The following is a 17,644-nucleotide window of genomic DNA, read 5'->3' on the forward strand; positions in this document are numbered from 1 at the left end:
CTATGGAATGGGGTAAGAATATCATCGATTCGTTGAAATGGTCGGACACCATTATCAATAGAGAAGGGAAAGAGAAGGTTGTCAAAGAAATCGCAGCTAAGATGAAAGACGGACAGATAATCGGGGTTGGCTCAGGCTCCACTGTTTATCTGGCTCTGATTGCCATCGCCGAAAGAATCGAAAAAGAAAACCTGCACATACAAGTCATCCCTTCTTCTTTAGAGATATCGATGACCTGCACCCAGTTAAGAATTCCTCAAACTACACTTCTAGAGAAAAAGCCCGACTGGACTTTCGACGGGGCAGATGAAGTAGACCCGCAACGAAGTCTTATAAAAGGACGAGGGGGAGCCATGTTTAAGGAAAAGCTGTTGATCTGCAATAGTACCGAAACTTATATCATTGTAGATGAATCTAAATTTGTCACACAGTTAGGCTCCAAATTCCCGGTTCCTGTCGAAGTATTTCCAACCTCTCTGCTATATGCAGAAAAAGAACTTACAGCATTAGACGCTAGCGACGTATCGCTAAGAATGGCAAAAGGGAAAGACGGGCCTGTTATTACAGAAAACGGAAACTTTATTCTTGATGCATGGTTCGACTCAATAGAAAGTTCTTTGGAACGTGACATTAAGTCAATAACGGGAGTTATCGAAAGCGGATTGTTCATAGGATACAATGTGGAGATAATAAGTATCTAAAATTTCGTCATTATCTTCTGAATATTCATTCTATATTCAGACGGGGTCTGCCCCTTCTTCTTTTTGAATATCCGGTTGAAATTAGAAATATTGTTGAAGCCTGACGAATAGCATACCTCTGCTATCGTATGAGTAGTTTCGTATAAAACTTTTGCTGCATGGCCTATCCGTATATCATTCAGATAGTCAATAAAGCTCCGGTTAGTCCTCTTCTTGAAAAAGTGACTGAATGCAGATTCCGACATGCCCACGCTTTCGGCAACAGCCGAAAGTGCAATATCCTCCTGAAAATGCTCCTGTATATATGCTATCACTTTATTGATTCTACGGCTTTTCGATTCCCTGATAGCGAAATCCATTTTACTACTGCCTTCCAAGAGGAACTTTTGATCAGGAGAGACGGATAAAAGATAAAGTATCCTGAAAAATTCCAATGCAGACTCTACACCCTGCTTATGTGACAGGTTGAGTAAAGCATCTTTCATTGCCACTTTGGTCTCGTCAGAGAATTCGATTCCGTAAAATGAATTGGTGAACAACTCTTTTACCGGGTGAAATATCTTCTTATTTATAATAGGATATTCCAGCGTCTCCTTATGGAACTGGATAGTCACTACATGAGCATTTCCATTATCGTCTTCACTTACCCAGCGATGGGGAATATTCGGGCCTACCATTACCAGATCAAGGTCCCGGTATTCTGTTACACAATCGCCTACAATCCTCTTCCCCCTGCTGTTGAGTACAAGATTAATTTCATAATCGGAATGAAAATGCGCTGCATAATCGAACCTTGCATTAGGATGATTCAGGACAATAAATAAGTCCTCATCATTGATCGGTGTTATCTCTCTTTGTATGTATTCCATGGTAGTAGTTTTTTACAAATATAGAGATATAATTCAAAAAAGTACAATCAATTATAAAAATAATATACATACTTAAATGATTGATAATCAGAATAAATATTTAATTCTAAGACTTTTCCTTCAAAAAAGTACAACAGTTTAACAGTATTATATTACAATTTATACAAATACTATTCTATGTTTGTGGTAGCTAAGTTCCAAATGTCCTAGGTATATTTAAAATTTACAAAAGCTAACCGATTTAATAAATCTGATTATTTTATGAAAAAGAACAAAATCTTATTAATCTTGTTTTTATTGGTCTTTCCGGTTGCACAAATACTTGCCCAAGAAATAGGGCTGAAAGGCAATGTAACCGCATCCGACGGCGAGAGCCTTATAGGTGTAACAATCACGGTAAAAGGCCAAAATAGAGGAATCACAACCGATGTAGATGGTAACTTTGCCATCACGGTGAAGAAAGGCGATGTTCTCGTTTTTTCTTATATTGGTTTCACTACTATCGAACGAACCGTAGCAGAGAATACCCTCAATGTAGTGATGGAACCTTCTTCCGAAATGCTGGCAGAGGTAGTAACTGTAGGTTATGGAGTACAGAAAAAAGTGGACATGACAGGTTCCGTCTCCACGGTAAAGGGCGATGTATTACTCAAAGCTCCTACCCCGAACCTGGCAAATGCTTTGACCGGAAAAATGACCGGAGTAATAACTACCCAGCAAACAGGAAAACCCGGGTTGGATGATCCCGCTTTCTTTATCAGGGGAAAAAGTACATTCGGAGATAATGGTACATTACTGCTTGTCGACGGAATAGAGCGCTCTATCAGCAAACTCGACCCCAATGAAATAGAAAGCATAACAGTACTCAAAGACGCAGCCTCGGCTGCCGTATATGGGGCACGGGCAGCAAATGGGGTTATAATCGTTACCACCAAGCGCGGTACCGAAGGTAAAACCAAGATAAACTATTCGGGAACATTCGGATTTCAGACCCCTACTGTCATCCCCGAAATGATGAATGCCTACGAATATGCGAAATATCTGAATTTAGCATTGGATAACTTCAACAACAATGCTCCACGTTTTACCGAATCTGAGATTCAGGCATATAAAAACGGTACAATGTCTTCAACAGACTGGTGGAAAGAAACCTTGAAAAAAAGAGCAGGAATCCAGCAGCACAGCCTGACTGTAAACGGAGGGAGTAAAACGACTAAGTTCTTCACATCGCTGGGATACCTCAATCAGGATGGGCTTTATGATCTGTCAGGGTTTAAGAGGTATACAGTCCGTTCTAACATAGATACTCAAATAACAAATGATTTCAGTATATCACTCGACTTAGCCGGCCGATATGAGAAAATAAACCAATCTGCAATAGGAGACGGCCTATTCTCAACCATCATCAATTCTAAACCGACAGAAAGCCCTTATGTGCCCGACAGTGTAGAAAGAGGTGGTCTCAACTCAAATGGGCAAAATGTTTCACCAATAGGTCAGGCTGAGAATTCGGGATATAATAAAACTGAAAATTCCGTATTCCAGAGTACGTTACAAGGTGTATATAATGTACCTTTTGTGAAAGGACTGAAAGCAAGAGCCAGTTTTTCTTATGACCGTTGGTTTTCGAAAGCCAAAACATTCACTATGCCATACGAGTTTTACCAACATGACAGAGTGATAGATACATATACCAAAAGAAAAACCGGTGGTGGCACGAGCCTGTACGAAGGTACCGCGGAAGACGAAAGACTTACCGTACAAGCTGCTCTGACATATGATGCAACATTCAATAAAGCACATAACGTTTCTGCACTCTTCCTATTTGAAGAGTCATCATATAAGTACAGCGATTTGCAGGCATCACGCGTAAACTATATATCAACAGCCATAGACCAGCTATTTGCAGGCCCTGACAAGGACAAAGATAATGGAGGACTCGCCAGAGAGACTGTAAGACAGGGATATGTAGGGCGTCTGAACTACAACTATTTAGGCAAATACCTGTTTCAGTTCAACTTCCGTTACGATGGATCATACAATTTCCCTAAGAGTAAACGCTGGGGCTTCTTCCCTGCGGTTTCAGCCGGATGGAGAATCAGTGAAGAGCCTTTCCTAAAAGACAATGCTATATTGCATAATCTGAAACTACGGGCATCGTACGGAGAATTCGGAAACGACAGAGTGGCTGCTTATCAATTTATGTCAGGATACAGATTCAACTCAGGCTCTGTAATCGGAGGCTCTTTTCAGTCGGGAATAAACGATACAGGTATCGCCAATCCTAATATTACATGGGAAACTGCAAGCAATACTGATGTCGGTTTGGACTTCAGCTTGTTGAATGGAAAAATATCAGGAGAATTTACATACTTCTACAAAAAGACCAGAGATATTTTATTACCTAGAAATGCATCTGTTCCTCAGTCATTTGGGGCAACACTACCTGACGAAAATATAGGTAAAGTAGACAATTATGGTATCGAATCTATCCTTCGCTACACAGACAAAATCGGCGATTTCAATTTTATGGTAGAAGGTAATATAACATATGCGAAAAGCAAAGTTGTATTCATGGATGAAGCGATAAACAAGCTGGATCATCAAAGATCTACAGGGCGTCCATTCGACCAGAATTACGGATATAAAGCCTTGGGTCTGTTTCGTAGTCAGGAAGAGATAGATAGTTGGGCAATACAAGACGGACGCGGCAACACATCTCTTAAAGTAGGAGATATAAAATACGAAGACTTCTACGATGATGGCGTGATTGACGGCAAAGACCATCAGTTTATCGGTAAAAGTGAGATACCTGAGATAATCTTCGGATTGAATATCGGATTATCATACAAAAACTTCGACATGACTATGAATTTTCAGGGTGCAACAGGATTTGACCAATATCTGAGGTGGGATCCCTTCAATCTTGAATCCAATGCACTGGCGATCTTCAAAGACTCATGGTCGGAAGATAACCCGAATGCAAAGTACCCACGCCTGTATGCAGGAACAGTACAAAATAATCGTGAAAAATCATCATTCTGGTTATACGATGGCACATATTTGAGACTGAAGAATTTTGAGCTGGCCTATACTTTCGACAAAAAAGACTTCCTGAAGAAAATAGGTATACAGAATCTTAGGGTATTCGTTTCCGGAAACAATCTGCTCACATTCTCCAAAATGAAAGATTTCGACCCGGAAGCACCAAATATAGACCCCGACAGAAATGCATATTACTATCCTCAGATGAAAACATACAATTTTGGTTTTAACGTCGAATTTTAATCGAATATGAATATGAAAAATATAATATTATCAGTTTTTACGGTGTTTTCCTTATTCTTCGCCAATGCTTGTATGGATTTGGACAAAGAGCCTCTCGATATAATTTCGGATGATGCCGTATTCAAAGATGAAGCATTAACAAAGGCATATCTATATAAAATATATGGTTATATGCCATGTGGCTACGGCCTGTTTGTAGAAGGCGGGGCAAATGTTCTTACAGGAATGGGTATTACCGATCTGCTCGACGGCAGTACCGACCTCCTGCGTTCACCTGCCGGATGGAACGAAAGCAATGGTGTAATGATTCCCGGGACTATCTCTGCATCTTACAATCCACTGGAAACATGGGGCAGAAGCTATGAAGTCATCCGGAAAGTCAACAATCTGATCGCCGGATTGACAAACGACAGCCCCTTGTCGGAAGATTTCAAGACGAGAGTAATGGCAGAAGCCCGCTTTGTAAGGGCATTTATATACTTCGACCTGGTACGCCGCTATGGGGATGTCCCACTTATTAAGGAATTGCAGCATTTCGATAATCTACAGGAATTGATGGTTCCCCGTACTCCAATATCGGACATTTATGATTTTATCGACAGTGAATTGGAACAAATAGGAGATATATTACCATATGCTAAAGACATTACTGTAGCCGAACACGGACGGGTTTCGCGTGAAGCTGCATGGGCTCTTAATGGCCGGGCAATGCTCTTTGCCGAAAGATATGCGAGATCTGCCTTGTTTTCCAATAAGGTAATAGAGGGGGATCACTTTATCCTCGATCCAGATTACAATGCATTGTTTCAATCTCATGGAGGTAACAAGGAAGTTATATTCGAAGTAATGTTCGACGGAGTCAACAAAGGACATGCTTGCGACAATCTTTACATGCCTCCGAGTATCGACAACGGATGGGGATCACAGACAAACCCTACTCAGGAACTTGTAGATGCTTATGAGATGCTTGACGGCACACCGTTCGACTGGAGCAATCCCGCACATGCCGCCAATCCTTACGATGGAAGAGACAAACGCCTGCAGGCAAGTATTATTGTAGACGGATCTGTTTTCAAAAACAAAGTAATAAGAACAGGATACCTTATGCCGGACGATGGGCTTGGACTTGTAGAGCGTACATACTCAGGATACTATATCCGTAAATTCTTGGACGAAACATTACCATTCGAAAAGTTGAATTTTATGGGAAGTATTACCAGTTGGAAAGAAATCAGGCTGGCAGAAGTACTGCTCAACTACGCCGAAGCTCAGAATGAAGCCAACAGTGGTCCCGACGCATCAGTATATGAAACTATGAGGCTTGTTCGCGAACGTGCAGGTCTACCGGCATTGCCATCGGGACTGAATCAGACGCAAATGAAAGAACGGATAATGCAAGAACGAAAGGTGGAACTGGCTTTTGAAGGACATCGATTCTGGGATCTGAGACGTTGGAAATTGGCCGAATCGGTATTGAATAATAAATATTTCCACGGGATGAAAATAACAGAAGATGATAACGGAGTGAAGACTTATGAGAAATTCGAATTGAACATGCTTCCAAAACAGGTATTCCTTCCAAAACATTATTTGATGCCTATTCATCAGGGAGAACTGGAAAAGAATCCTAATTTGGGCAACAATAATCCCGGATACTAAAAAAGATGAAGATGAGACTGAAAACCATATTTTATATTCTCCCTATCCTGCTGACACTCATTATAGTGTCGGCATGGTGCAGGAAACCAGTGACTCAGCTGATCTTGCAGGATGTTCATTATGGCAGCGACTCCTTGCAGACAATGGATATTTATCTGACTGAGAATAGAACGGAAGAAACCCCTCTTGTTGTTCTGGTACATGGTGGAGGCTGGATGGCCGGAGATAAGAAAGACGCCGATTTTATGAGACAAGCATGTTTTGCCAATGGTATAAATGTAGTAAATATAAATTATCGCCTTGGCACACCGGGTGTTCCAGGCATCCATTACAAAGAGATGATGGCAGATATAGACAGCGCCATGTCATATGTATTGGATCGTGCCAGCGAATGGAAGATACGCAAGTCTAAGTATATATTCTGGGGAGGGAGTGCAGGCGCTCATTTATCACTGTTATATGCCTATAATTACGATACGCGGGACATTATTTCACTCGTTATAACCCTGGGGGCTCCTACCCGCTTCGATGCTGAAAGCATGAAAGGAGCCAAACCCGGCGATATACAAGGATTGCTTCCTCTGATTACAGGAAAACCGTGGAATGACGGCCCTGAATTGCTGGACAAAGCGTACAAGGATGCGAGCCCATATTTTGGCAAGAATCTGAAACCATCTTTCCTCATTCATGGAGAAAAAGACGACATTGTCCCTAAACAGCAATCTATAATGATGAGTGAATTACTTAAACAGAAAAACATTGCCGACACTCTCGTTATTCTACCCAATGGAGGACACGGAGGCGAAAATACACCTCAGGAAGTTTCTGAAAGGCTAAATTTGGCAATGTATCAATGGATTATAAGATATAGCAAATAAGTGTATCACCTTTAAATATAATCGCTATGAATACAATATTCACCAAAAGTGCAGCAATAATCGTTTGTCTGTCCCTTATATTTTCATTCTATTCCTGTTCAGGGGATATAGAAGAATCATTCGACAACAATGTATTGAATACAAAAACAGCAGTAGCTACCGACAACTCTGCTGTGGAAATGCTCAATGTGGCTTATGGAGAACATCCTCAACAGGTAATGGATATATATCTTTTAGAAAACAGGACATTAGAAACCCCATTAGTGGTTCTTATACATGGTGGAGCATGGGTGGCCGGAGACAAAGCTGATGCGGGCTTTATGAAAGACGCCTGCTATAACAATGGGATGAACGTTGTCAATATTAATTATCGCCTGGCAGACAGTACAATCAACTATACTCATATAATGGAGGATATAAGTAGTGCTATGGCAATGATACTAAACCATGCAGCAGAATACAATGTTCGTACATCCAAAATCGTATTTTGGGGTGGGAGCGCCGGAGGACACTTAGCTTTGTTATATGCTTATAATTATGATGCACAGAATGCTGTATCTCTGATAATGACATTAGGTGCGCCTACGGCTCTCGATGATAAGATAACAATCAGTTTAATACCAGGATTGGATAAGAAAATAGAGGCAATAGGGTTACTAGGTGTCATTGTTGGCAAGCCTTATGATATACTTTATCCGTTAGATCCGGCCTATATCGATGCCAGTCCTCTTCATGGAAGAAATCTGAAACCTACATTACTCATACATGGCATGTCAGATAGCATTGTCCCTCTAAGGCAAGCTTGGTTAATGAGAGACAAACTGGAACAAAAAAATATAAACTATCGGCTCTTTGAAATCCCTGGCGGCGCCCATGACGGAAGTGGCGGATGGCCCGGATATGCGGAGGAAGCTCAAAGAATAATGTATGAATGGGTTATAAATTATAGTAACTAAAAACATAAAATAATATGAATACAAATACAATAAGGAGAGAGGGATTCAAGTTCCGTATTATATTTTCTTTTCTGCTCGGAATTTTTATCCTCACTTCATGTACAGACAATATTGCCGACAGACTTGTAAACTACCCCACGGCATCAGAACCGAATGCGATCTATTATATAGACTCGGAAGGAGGTAATGACTCGAATGAAGGCACATCCGAAACTTCGGCATGGAAAACGTTCAACAATCTGAACCGCATGTCGCTACAGTCAGGCAACAAAATCCTACTGAAAAAAGGAAGCCTATGGACCGGACAATTATCACCGAAAGGTAGTGGCACATCAGCCAATCCTATTATCTTAGGGTCATATGGAGAAGGTAACAGGCCTGTTATAGACGGGCAGGGAGAAATACTTGCCGCAGTTTACCTAAGCAATCAGTCCAACTGGGTTATTCAAGATTTAGAAGTAAAAAATTTCGCATCCGAACGTGGAGATACTTATCGTTGCGGAATACTTGTAGAAAATAACGGAGGAGGCACTATCAGTAATATTAAGATACTGAATAACTATGTACATGAAGTTTCCGGATCTTTCCGTTATGTCGGAGCAGCGCACCCGCATCAATATGGGGGAATTGCTGTCAATGTAATCGGACAAGCAGGCAGTGATAAATATGACAATATTCTCATAGAAGGCAACGAAGTGGAAAAAGCCGGACGTACCGGAATTGTAGTATGGGACAATATTTTTGCCGGAGCTACAGAAGCTTCTACCAATGTAGTGATACGAAACAATAAAGTAAAAGACATAGACTCTGATGGTATTCTTACCTTCGGATGCAATGGCTCTCTTATAGAATACAATGTGGCCAATGGCTGCGGTTCGTATCGCGAAGACAATCAGTTTAACGGCTCGGCTGCTATTTGGGCTACACGCGGGCGGGATTGTATCATACAATACAACGAGGCTTATAATACAAAAGCCCTCCCGGGTAATGACGACGGAACAGGATTTGACATAGATATGGATGCCGTCAATTGCATTGTGCAATATAACTACAGCCATGACAACGAAGGTGGATTCATGCTCTTCGTGGATGCTTCCAACTCATCGGGCAGCATTGTTCGTTACAATATCAGCCAAAACGACAAAACACGTATATTTATGATTGCAGGCGGAGTTACGCCTAATACACAGATATACAACAATACTATATATCTGCCTAGCGGTTCTACTACTAAAATAATTGAACACACGTGGGACGATGGCGGAGATATAAATGCACCGTGGTTATTCAAAAACAACATCATTTACAATCTGGGATCGGGAGGCTATCAGATTCCGGGTACGGGAGGTGTATTCGCAGGAAACCTATATTATGGCAACCATCCTGAGAGTGAACCGAACGAGGCGGATAAACTGACAGTCGACCCTCAGTTTGTAAATGTAGGTAGCGGAGCTTTAGGCATAGGCTCGCTTGACGGTTATAAATTGCAGGAGACATCTCCTATAATCAACACAGGAGTTAAGATACCAAAGAACGGAGGACAAGACTTCTGGGCAAACGTCGTTTCCTCGGGAGGAAAACCTACACGCGGCGCTCATGAACCAAATGGTATGGCATCGGGAGAATCCGAATTTACCGACATGCTAAATGACTGGAATTATGCATTCTATTATACAGGAAACTGGAATCTGGACACCAGCAACCCTCATTTTTTTGGAGGAGATGCTTCAAGGGCAGTAAGAACAACATTGGATGATGGTATAATCATATATAATTATCCGAATATCAAAGCTATTACTGTAACTATGTATCTATGTGTATGGTATCCTACACTGACTCCGGAAAAGATAGAAATATACGGCTCGTTCACAGGCGGAGATTTAAGTAACTACTCGAAGTTACCTGTATCTTACGACACCGATCCTACCGTAACCGAAGGTTGGCAAAAAACAACGATTAATCTGAGTAGCGCTCTGCCTGAAGGTGTGAACTTTATAGGTATCCGTGTAGCGGATAATACGGCTGAAAGTTGGGCAACTCAGATAGGAGAAGTATCAATTACATATGTGGAGTAGACCGTAATATTACCATTCTGAACGAAGTGAAAAATCCCTTCTGAAAAATTGAGATATTTCACTTCGTTCAATATGAGAGAATCAAATACAACAAAATAACTTATGCGCAGATTATCAGGAATATTATTATTTATACTTTTTTCCGTATGCTGCCTTGCACAAGGGGGCAATATATATTATATCGATAGCCAATCGGGAAATGACAGCCATGACGGATTAACACCCGAAAAAGCTTGGAAGACATTCAGCATAGCCAATAATAAAGAATTCAAGCCGGGCGACCGTATTCTATTGAAATGCGGATCTAAATGGTCTGGTTCGCTTGCTCCCAAAGGTTCGGGGTCGGATGAGGCTCCTATCACAATAGCTTCATATGGAGAAGGAACACGCCCTGCGATAGATGGCGGAGGGACAGTGAAAGCTCCTGTATATCTACGTAATCAGTCCAACTGGACTATCCAGGGACTTGAAGTCTCAAATCCTGCACCCGAAAGAGGTTATGTCTATAGAGGAGGAATACTTGTAGAAAATGACAACGGTGGTGTACAGCGGAATATAAAGATATTGGACAACTATGTTCACCATGTCACCAGTTCGTTTCGCTATGCCTACGATTTTCATCCGCACCAGTTCGGAGGAATCGCTGTAAACGTTACAGGATCGAAAGGAACTGATAAACTCCAAAATGTGCTGATTGAAGGCAACAAAGTAGAGAATGCGGGACGTACGGGAATTGTAGTGTGGGACCACATATTTGCAAAATACGATGAAGCTAGTACAGGAGTAAGAATTAAGAACAACTCTGTGAAGGATATAGATTCGGACGGGATACTCACCTATGGCTGTGACGGCGCAATTATAGAATACAATGTAGCAGACGGCTGTGGCTCTTACCGCGAAGATGGAGGGTTTAACGGTTCGGCAGCTATCTGGTGTACACGAGGCAGCAATTGCATTATTCAATACAACGAAGCATTTAATACGCATATGTTGGAAGGCAACGCCGATGGTACGGCATTCGATATCGATATAGATGCTATCGACTGTATCGTGCAATACAACTACAGTCACGACAATGAGGGAGGATTCATGTTGTTTATCGATGCGTCCAACTCATCGGGTAGCATTGTCCGCTACAATATCAGCCAGAACGACAAGACACGCATATTCATGGTCGCAGGCGGAGTGCCACCCAATATGCAGATATATAACAATACGATTTACATTTCCGAAGGGTTGGATACAAAAATCATAGAACATACATGGGATGAAGCAGGTAATATAAATGCCCCGTGGATATTCAAGAATAACGTCATCTACAACTACGGTTCGGGAGGATACATGATTCCGGGTACAGGTGGTATTTTTTCCAATAATATCTACTGGGGCAATCATCCAGCCTGCGAACCTCAGGAGCCGAATAAAATCACAAAAGACCCCATGCTGGAAAGTCCGGGGAATGGTAAAAGAGGGCTGGATTCCCTGTCAGGATATAAACTGAAAAAGAAATCACCTGCCTTGAAAGCGGGTGCCGTGATAGACCATAATGGCGGGCTGGACTTCTTCGGAAACAAAGTATCTGTACATGACCGCCCTAACATCGGAGCTAATTAATGATTACAACTATGAAAAGACTTGTAGGAACACTGCTTTTTATCGTATTATTTTATAATACTTCTATCAGTCAGTCTGTACAGGGGTTTGTAAAGACTGATAACCCCGACGCTATAGGATTCGATACAGAACGTCTGAAAAAGATAGACAATTTATTATCAGGATATGTAAACGACGGAATAATGCCGAACGCCTTATCTCTGGTGATCAAAGATGGGAAAATAATACACTTCTCGGCATATGGTTATAGTGATGTCGAAAAAAAAATCGCGGTAAAGAAAGACGATATTTTCAGAAAGGCATCACAAACAAAGGCGATTACATCCACTGTATTGATGACGCTATTCGAAGAAAACTGGTTTATGCTGGATGAACCTATCGAAAAATACCTGCCTATGTTTGCGCATCCCCGTGTTTATGTATCAGGAAGCGCTAAGGAAGGGAATCTTGTTACCCGCCCTGCTAACCGTAGTATAACCATCCGTCATTTACTAACACATACATCCGGCTATGGATACGATGCTTTCGGGGAAAATATACGCGGAGTAAACTATATTGAACCTACTACATCGAAAGAAGTAATGGAACGATTGGCACGTGTGCCGTTGATGCACGATCCGGGAGAAAGGTTTACATATGGTTTCAGTACCGATATAGCAGGATATCTGGCAGAGGTACTCACAGGTAAAAGTCTTGGTACACTAATGAAGGAACGGGTATTCGATCCTTTGGGCATGAAAGATACTTATTTTCATCTGCCAAAGGAAAAACACAGTCGATTGGTGAAATGCTATATGCGTACCAGTGACTCTACCCGTTATGTCCTCAATTCCGACCCATTTGAACAAACATTTCCATTTGCCACAGACCAGCCTTATAATGGCGGTGGCGGCGGACTATGCGGAACGATAGAAGACTATGCCAAATTCTGTCAGATGATATTGAATGGCGGAGAGTTCAACAACCGCCGTATACTCGGACGCAGAACGGTAGAACTGATGTGCACAGACCAGTTGGCAGGCATCCCTCAAAATCATCCATTCAGCCTGGGATTCGAGGTTACTGATTTCAACAGGTTCAAACGTTCGATGGTATCGGAAGGTTCGGTCAAGTGGGGCGGTGCTTACGGTACGGATTATATAATCGACAGAAAGGAAAATATGATAGTACTGCTCTATACCAATATAGTTCCCTGGGTCAATCCCAATGTACAAGATAGATTTCACATAGCTGTTTACCAAAGCCTTAAATAGAAATTCAGAGGAAATTTTAAAACAAAATATTAATACATATACTCATGGTATTTTATACTGTGCTCACCCTATACATGTAAAATAATCGACTAAAAATATAAAAAGCTACGACTATGATGTTGAAAAAGTATGATAAAAATCCTGTCCTTATGCCTAATCCGGCAAATGATTGGGAGAGTCTTGTGGTTTGTAACCCCGGGGTATGGTACGAAGACGGAACTTTCTACATGCTCTACAGAGCAGCCGGAAACGACGCCGAACATGTTATCCGCCTTGGACTTGCAATAAGTAAAAATGGTTATGATTTTGAGCGTGCATCTTCCGAACCGGTTTTTTCTCCGAGTGCCGATGGCCCCGATTCGGGATGTGTGGAAGACCCGCGCATAGTCAAATTCGACGATGACTATTACATCACTTATGCCTTCCGCCCTTATCCTCCGGGACAATACTGGAAGTTTGCACACGACGTAGTATTGCGCCCCAAAGCAGGAGAGAATACTCCCATATTTCTCAAAGAGAACATGGGTAATTCGGGACTGGCCGTCACGAAAGATTTCCTTCATTACAAAAAGCTGGGCAGGATAACAGAATCTATACTCGACGACAGGGACGTTATACTTTTTCCAGAGAAAATACAAGAGCAGTATGTACTAATGCATCGTCCGAAGCAATACATCGGAGAAAAATATAAAGTTAAATACCCTTCTATCTGGCTGAAATTCTCAGATGATTTATTAAATTGGACTTCTAAAGAAAGTCATCTCCTTATCAGTGGGATAGAAAATTCGTGGGAAGAGAAGATAGGCGGCAGTACCCCACCATTGAAAACCAAAGACGGCTGGCTGGTATTATACCACGGTGTGGAACATGGAGGACAGGGATATTACAGAGTAGGAGCTTTACTTCTCGATCTTGAAGACCCCTTAAAAATAATCGGCCGTACAAAAGACTATATACTCGAACCTGAAACTGAATTCGAAACCAAAGGGCATTACAATGGCTGTGTTTTCCCTACCGGCAATGTTATTATCGGAGATACACTTTATGTCTATTACGGCGCAGCCGACAGATATGTATGTGTGGCGACCTGTAATGTAGACGAACTGATTCAGTTTATCAAAACCAATAAATAATGAAGAAGATATTAATTGCTGCATCTGTTTTGTTAGCCATGTTCTGTTCATGCGGAGAGAAACATCCGGTACTCGAAATATCCACACAACCTGTATCCATCGGTTTTCTCGGCAACGGAGTAGAATGGTCGGCCTATCCTCACGGCGATTCCCCTGATGCAGAATGGGGTTACCTGATGACCGATGAAAAACTGGAACGTGTATGCAAACGCCTCGACTATATGAAGCCCCGTATTGTAAGATTGATGGATGTTGCGGGATGGAGATATTTTAAAGGAGTGGATTCGAAAGGCAATCCAATACTCGATTTTGAGTGCGCCGAGGTAAAAATGGCATGCAAACTACTCGACTATTGCCAGAAGAATAATATAACAGTACTTATCGGTGATTACGGAGTTCCCGGATTCTGGGGATACGCAGGCAAGATAGATCGTGTAGATGATCCCCGCTATGTGGATATGACAATAAAATACATATCATATCTGGTCAAGGACAAAGGATACGACTGCATCAAATATTATATTATCACCAACGAGCCGAACGGAACATGGGCATGTACCAATGGCGACTGGGATCAATGGCAGAAAGGTGTGGAAATGTTCGTCGACGGATTCAATAAAGCGAACCTGAATATAGAAATATCCGCTCCCGATGTAGTGGAAATGTCCGACAATCCGCATTCGAAGTACACAGGCCGCCAATGGGTAGAGCAATCCGTTATACAGATGGATTCGAGAATCGGAAATTATAATGTACATTGCTATGCTGATGCGTATATGGTTCGTGACGGAGGTTTTCAAAAGCATTACGAAGAAGTTGCCAAGATACTGAAACCTACAGGCAAACCTTTTATCTTCGGAGAAATCGGGGTACTTTATAAAACGGGCGAATTAGGCAGGGAATATGAAAAGCTATTGCCTCAAAAACCTTTCGCCAGTGAAGATTCACAGCTTCATGTCTACGATTATGTGTATGGAATAGATGCAACCGATGCCCTTATCCAGTCTATGAAGGCCGGATTTCATGGCGCCAGCGCATGGATGCTCGACGATGCAATGCATACCATCGGTGACCTTGGCGACAAGAACCAACTCAAAGTCTGGGGATTTTGGAATTCGCTGGGCACGGAACTATTGGGAGATGCGAAAGAAGAGAATATCCGTCCGTGGTTCTTTACATGGTCTTTGATGTGTCGTTATTTCACTCCGGGAATGGATGTATTTAATCCGGTTAATGAATCTTCTTTTGCTAACCTACGGGTTGTTGCAGGTAAAGATAGCAAAGGATCTACTATTGCCCTGATAAATGCAAGTGACTCAGCATACACACTCAATCTGAAAATGGATGTCTCAGGCACAGAACCGTTCAGCATATATACTTATACCGAATCGGGATACAAAACAGATGAAAATTCGTTCCCTGTAGCAGAAGGTGTTACTGAAGCCAGCCAAATATCTTCGGGCAAAGAGACTGTAGCCATACCGCCCCGCAGTTTCAAGTTATATACAAACATAAAAGTAGACTAAGAAAATGACTGCAACGATTTCCCCGATAGACATTGCGATTATAGTAATCAGCATGGCATTCATCATTTGGTGGGCATTAAAAAACGGTAAGAGCAGCGATTCGAAGTCTTATTTCCTTGCGGGTCGGAGCATGTCGTGGATAGTGGTAGGATTGTCTTTATTCGCTGCCAGTATTTCCAGTACTACGTTGATCGGACAAACGGGAGATGCTTATTCTACGGGTATTTCCGTATTCAATTACAATCTGATGGGCGTTGTGGTAATGGTATTCTTTGCCACTTTCCTTTTGCCTGTTTACATCAATAGCGGCATATTTACAATCCCCGAATTTCTGGAAAGACGATTCGATGCACGCTCACGATACTACTTCTCTGCCATTTGCATTATAGGAAATATCTTTCTCGATGCGGCAACAGCATTGTATGCAGCCGCTCTGATTATCAAACTGCTTATGCCTTCGGTCGATATACAGATAATAGTGATTGTGTTTGCCATACTGGCGGCATCTTACACCATACCCGGAGGCTTGTCTTCGGCTATCAATGCAGAGATTATACAAGCTGTTATACTGATTGTCGGGTCGGTATTGCTTGCTGTATTTGTAACAATGAGTGGTGGCTTCGAATATTTCAGGGATTTGCTTGCATCGGGCGATTACATGACAAAGCTTATCCGTCCACTCGATGATCCTTCTACACCGTGGCTCGCCCTCTTTATAGGGATGCCTATTACAGGACTGTACTTTTGGGCAAACAATCAGACCTTGGTACAACGGGTACTGAGTGCAAAAAATCTGAACGAAGGACGTAAGGGTGTTATGCTCAACGGAGGTATTACCTTAACTACTCTTTTCTTGTTTGCAATACCGGGGGTAATGGCACAGAAACTATTTCCGGGATTAGCCAGTCCCGATATGGTGTATCCGGCAATGATTCTCAATCTGATGCCTGTAGGGCTTCTGGGGATTATGATAGCCGTTCTTTTTGCCGCGCTTACGTCGGCACTGAGTGCAATAATGAACTCTACTTCTACGCTGTTTACTATGGACTTTTACCGGAAGATAGATAAGAATGCAGATGATAAAAAACTGGTACGAGTAGGGAAAATAGTATCTGTGATAGTTGTCATTATAGCAGCTTTATGGGCACCTCAAATAGGCAAATTCGGTTCCATATTGAAATATTATCAGGAGATGCTAGCCTATCTGGCTCCTCCTATTGTTGCAGCTTTCATAGTAGGTATTTTTAGTAAACGGGTAAATGGACAAGGTGTATTTACAGGGCTTATCAGCGGACTTGTTATTGCTATACTCCTATTATTCTTCAAGTCTGCGATCTTCGGTAATATGCATTTCTTATTCATCGTACCAATACTATTTACATTCAGTATCATAGTTATGTATCTGGTAAGCCTTCGTTATGCTGCACCATCAGAAGAAAAACTAAGAGAGAATATATTCACGCTGGATGGGTTCAGAAAGGAAACTATAGAACTAAGACAGGTTAAATGGTATTCGAATTATCGGATATGGGGTATTATATTGCTCGTGCTTTCGGCTTTACTATTGATTATTCTGTCATAGCAATTATACATAGAATATAAATAAATGCAGGCAGGCTATAATATGGTCTGCCTGCACTTTTAAGACATATTATCAATATGAAAATAAAGCTAAAACAACCCTACTAGTGA

General features: G+C 41.7%; 12 protein-coding genes. 11 read left to right on the top strand and 1 reads right to left on the bottom strand.

Annotated features, from left to right (window positions below; genetic code table 11):
• The first annotated feature begins 2 nt into the window (after window positions 1-2).
• Window positions 3-701, top strand: a complete 699-nt coding sequence (gene rpiA, locus QZL88_RS09275) for a ribose 5-phosphate isomerase A (RefSeq protein WP_296940377.1) — start codon at window positions 3-5, stop codon at window positions 699-701.
• Here rpiA and QZL88_RS09280 read toward each other — a convergent pair.
• A complete protein-coding gene (locus QZL88_RS09280) occupies window positions 698-1,570 on the bottom strand; it encodes an AraC family transcriptional regulator (RefSeq protein ID WP_296940379.1) in 873 nt (290 codons plus the stop codon). The two genes, rpiA and QZL88_RS09280, sit on opposite strands and share 4 nt — an antisense overlap.
• 261 nt (window positions 1,571-1,831) lie before the next feature.
• On the opposite strand from QZL88_RS09280, the gene QZL88_RS09285 reads away from it, so the two are divergent.
• The 10 genes from QZL88_RS09285 to QZL88_RS09330 all read left to right on the top strand — a co-directional run bounded on the left by QZL88_RS09285 (window position 1,832) and on the right by QZL88_RS09330 (window position 17,534).
• A complete protein-coding gene (locus QZL88_RS09285) occupies window positions 1,832-4,858 on the top strand; it encodes a TonB-dependent receptor (RefSeq protein ID WP_296940381.1) in 3,027 nt (1,008 codons plus the stop codon).
• 12 nt (window positions 4,859-4,870) lie between these two features.
• Window positions 4,871-6,517, top strand: coding sequence for a RagB/SusD family nutrient uptake outer membrane protein (locus tag QZL88_RS09290; protein ID WP_296940383.1), 1,647 nt, complete (start codon window positions 4,871-4,873; stop codon window positions 6,515-6,517).
• 11 nt (window positions 6,518-6,528) lie between these two features.
• Window positions 6,529-7,395, top strand: coding sequence for an alpha/beta hydrolase (locus tag QZL88_RS09295; protein WP_296940385.1), 867 nt, complete (start codon window positions 6,529-6,531; stop codon window positions 7,393-7,395).
• A 26-nt stretch (window positions 7,396-7,421) separates the two neighbouring features.
• Window positions 7,422-8,351, top strand: coding sequence for an alpha/beta hydrolase (locus QZL88_RS09300; protein ID WP_296940388.1), 930 nt, complete (start codon window positions 7,422-7,424; stop codon window positions 8,349-8,351).
• Between the two features lie 14 nt (window positions 8,352-8,365).
• The gene (locus QZL88_RS09305; protein ID WP_296940390.1) at window positions 8,366-10,426 is read left to right on the top strand and encodes a right-handed parallel beta-helix repeat-containing protein; all 2,061 of its coding nucleotides are present in this window, start codon (window positions 8,366-8,368) and stop codon (window positions 10,424-10,426) included.
• 102 nt (window positions 10,427-10,528) lie between these two features.
• Window positions 10,529-12,040, top strand: a complete 1,512-nt coding sequence (locus QZL88_RS09310) for a right-handed parallel beta-helix repeat-containing protein (protein ID WP_296940393.1) — start codon at window positions 10,529-10,531, stop codon at window positions 12,038-12,040.
• A gap of 11 nt (window positions 12,041-12,051) precedes the next feature.
• A complete protein-coding gene (locus tag QZL88_RS09315) occupies window positions 12,052-13,293 on the top strand; it encodes a serine hydrolase domain-containing protein (RefSeq protein WP_296940395.1) in 1,242 nt (413 codons plus the stop codon).
• A gap of 113 nt (window positions 13,294-13,406) precedes the next feature.
• On the top strand, window positions 13,407-14,426 hold the full coding sequence (locus QZL88_RS09320) for a glycosidase (protein ID WP_296940398.1): 1,020 nt from the start codon (window positions 13,407-13,409) through the stop codon (window positions 14,424-14,426).
• Complete coding sequence (locus QZL88_RS09325) at window positions 14,426-15,952, top strand: hypothetical protein (protein WP_296940400.1); 1,527 nt, start codon at window positions 14,426-14,428, stop codon at window positions 15,950-15,952. The genes QZL88_RS09320 and QZL88_RS09325 overlap by 1 nt, the downstream gene beginning before the upstream one ends.
• Window positions 15,953-15,956: 4 nt before the next feature.
• Window positions 15,957-17,534, top strand: coding sequence for a sodium:solute symporter (locus QZL88_RS09330; protein WP_296940402.1), 1,578 nt, complete (start codon window positions 15,957-15,959; stop codon window positions 17,532-17,534).
• Window positions 17,535-17,644: the final 110 nt, after the last annotated feature.

Origin of the sequence: uncultured Dysgonomonas sp., from assembly GCF_900079725.1 — a bacterium.
Taxonomy (GTDB): domain Bacteria; phylum Bacteroidota; class Bacteroidia; order Bacteroidales; family Dysgonomonadaceae; genus Dysgonomonas.

Excerpts from the sequence above, each read along its gene's own strand:
- QZL88_RS09295 (WP_296940385.1), top strand. The coding sequence starts at position 6,529 with ATGAGACTGAAAACCATATTTTATATTCTCCCTATCCTGCTGACACTC.
- QZL88_RS09285 (WP_296940381.1), top strand. The coding sequence starts at position 1,832 with ATGAAAAAGAACAAAATCTTATTAATCTTGTTTTTATTGGTCTTTCCG.
- QZL88_RS09320 (WP_296940398.1), top strand. The coding sequence starts at position 13,407 with ATGATGTTGAAAAAGTATGATAAAAATCCTGTCCTTATGCCTAATCCG.
- QZL88_RS09315 (WP_296940395.1), top strand. The coding sequence starts at position 12,052 with ATGAAAAGACTTGTAGGAACACTGCTTTTTATCGTATTATTTTATAAT.
- QZL88_RS09280 (WP_296940379.1), bottom strand. The coding sequence starts at position 1,570 with ATGGAATACATACAAAGAGAGATAACACCGATCAATGATGAGGACTTA.
- QZL88_RS09325 (WP_296940400.1), top strand. The coding sequence starts at position 14,426 with ATGAAGAAGATATTAATTGCTGCATCTGTTTTGTTAGCCATGTTCTGT.
- QZL88_RS09310 (WP_296940393.1), top strand. The coding sequence starts at position 10,529 with ATGCGCAGATTATCAGGAATATTATTATTTATACTTTTTTCCGTATGC.
- rpiA (WP_296940377.1), top strand. The coding sequence starts at position 3 with ATGGAATGGGGTAAGAATATCATCGATTCGTTGAAATGGTCGGACACC.
- QZL88_RS09305 (WP_296940390.1), top strand. The coding sequence starts at position 8,366 with ATGAATACAAATACAATAAGGAGAGAGGGATTCAAGTTCCGTATTATA.
- QZL88_RS09330 (WP_296940402.1), top strand. The coding sequence starts at position 15,957 with ATGACTGCAACGATTTCCCCGATAGACATTGCGATTATAGTAATCAGC.
- QZL88_RS09290 (WP_296940383.1), top strand. The coding sequence starts at position 4,871 with ATGAAAAATATAATATTATCAGTTTTTACGGTGTTTTCCTTATTCTTC.
- QZL88_RS09300 (WP_296940388.1), top strand. The coding sequence starts at position 7,422 with ATGAATACAATATTCACCAAAAGTGCAGCAATAATCGTTTGTCTGTCC.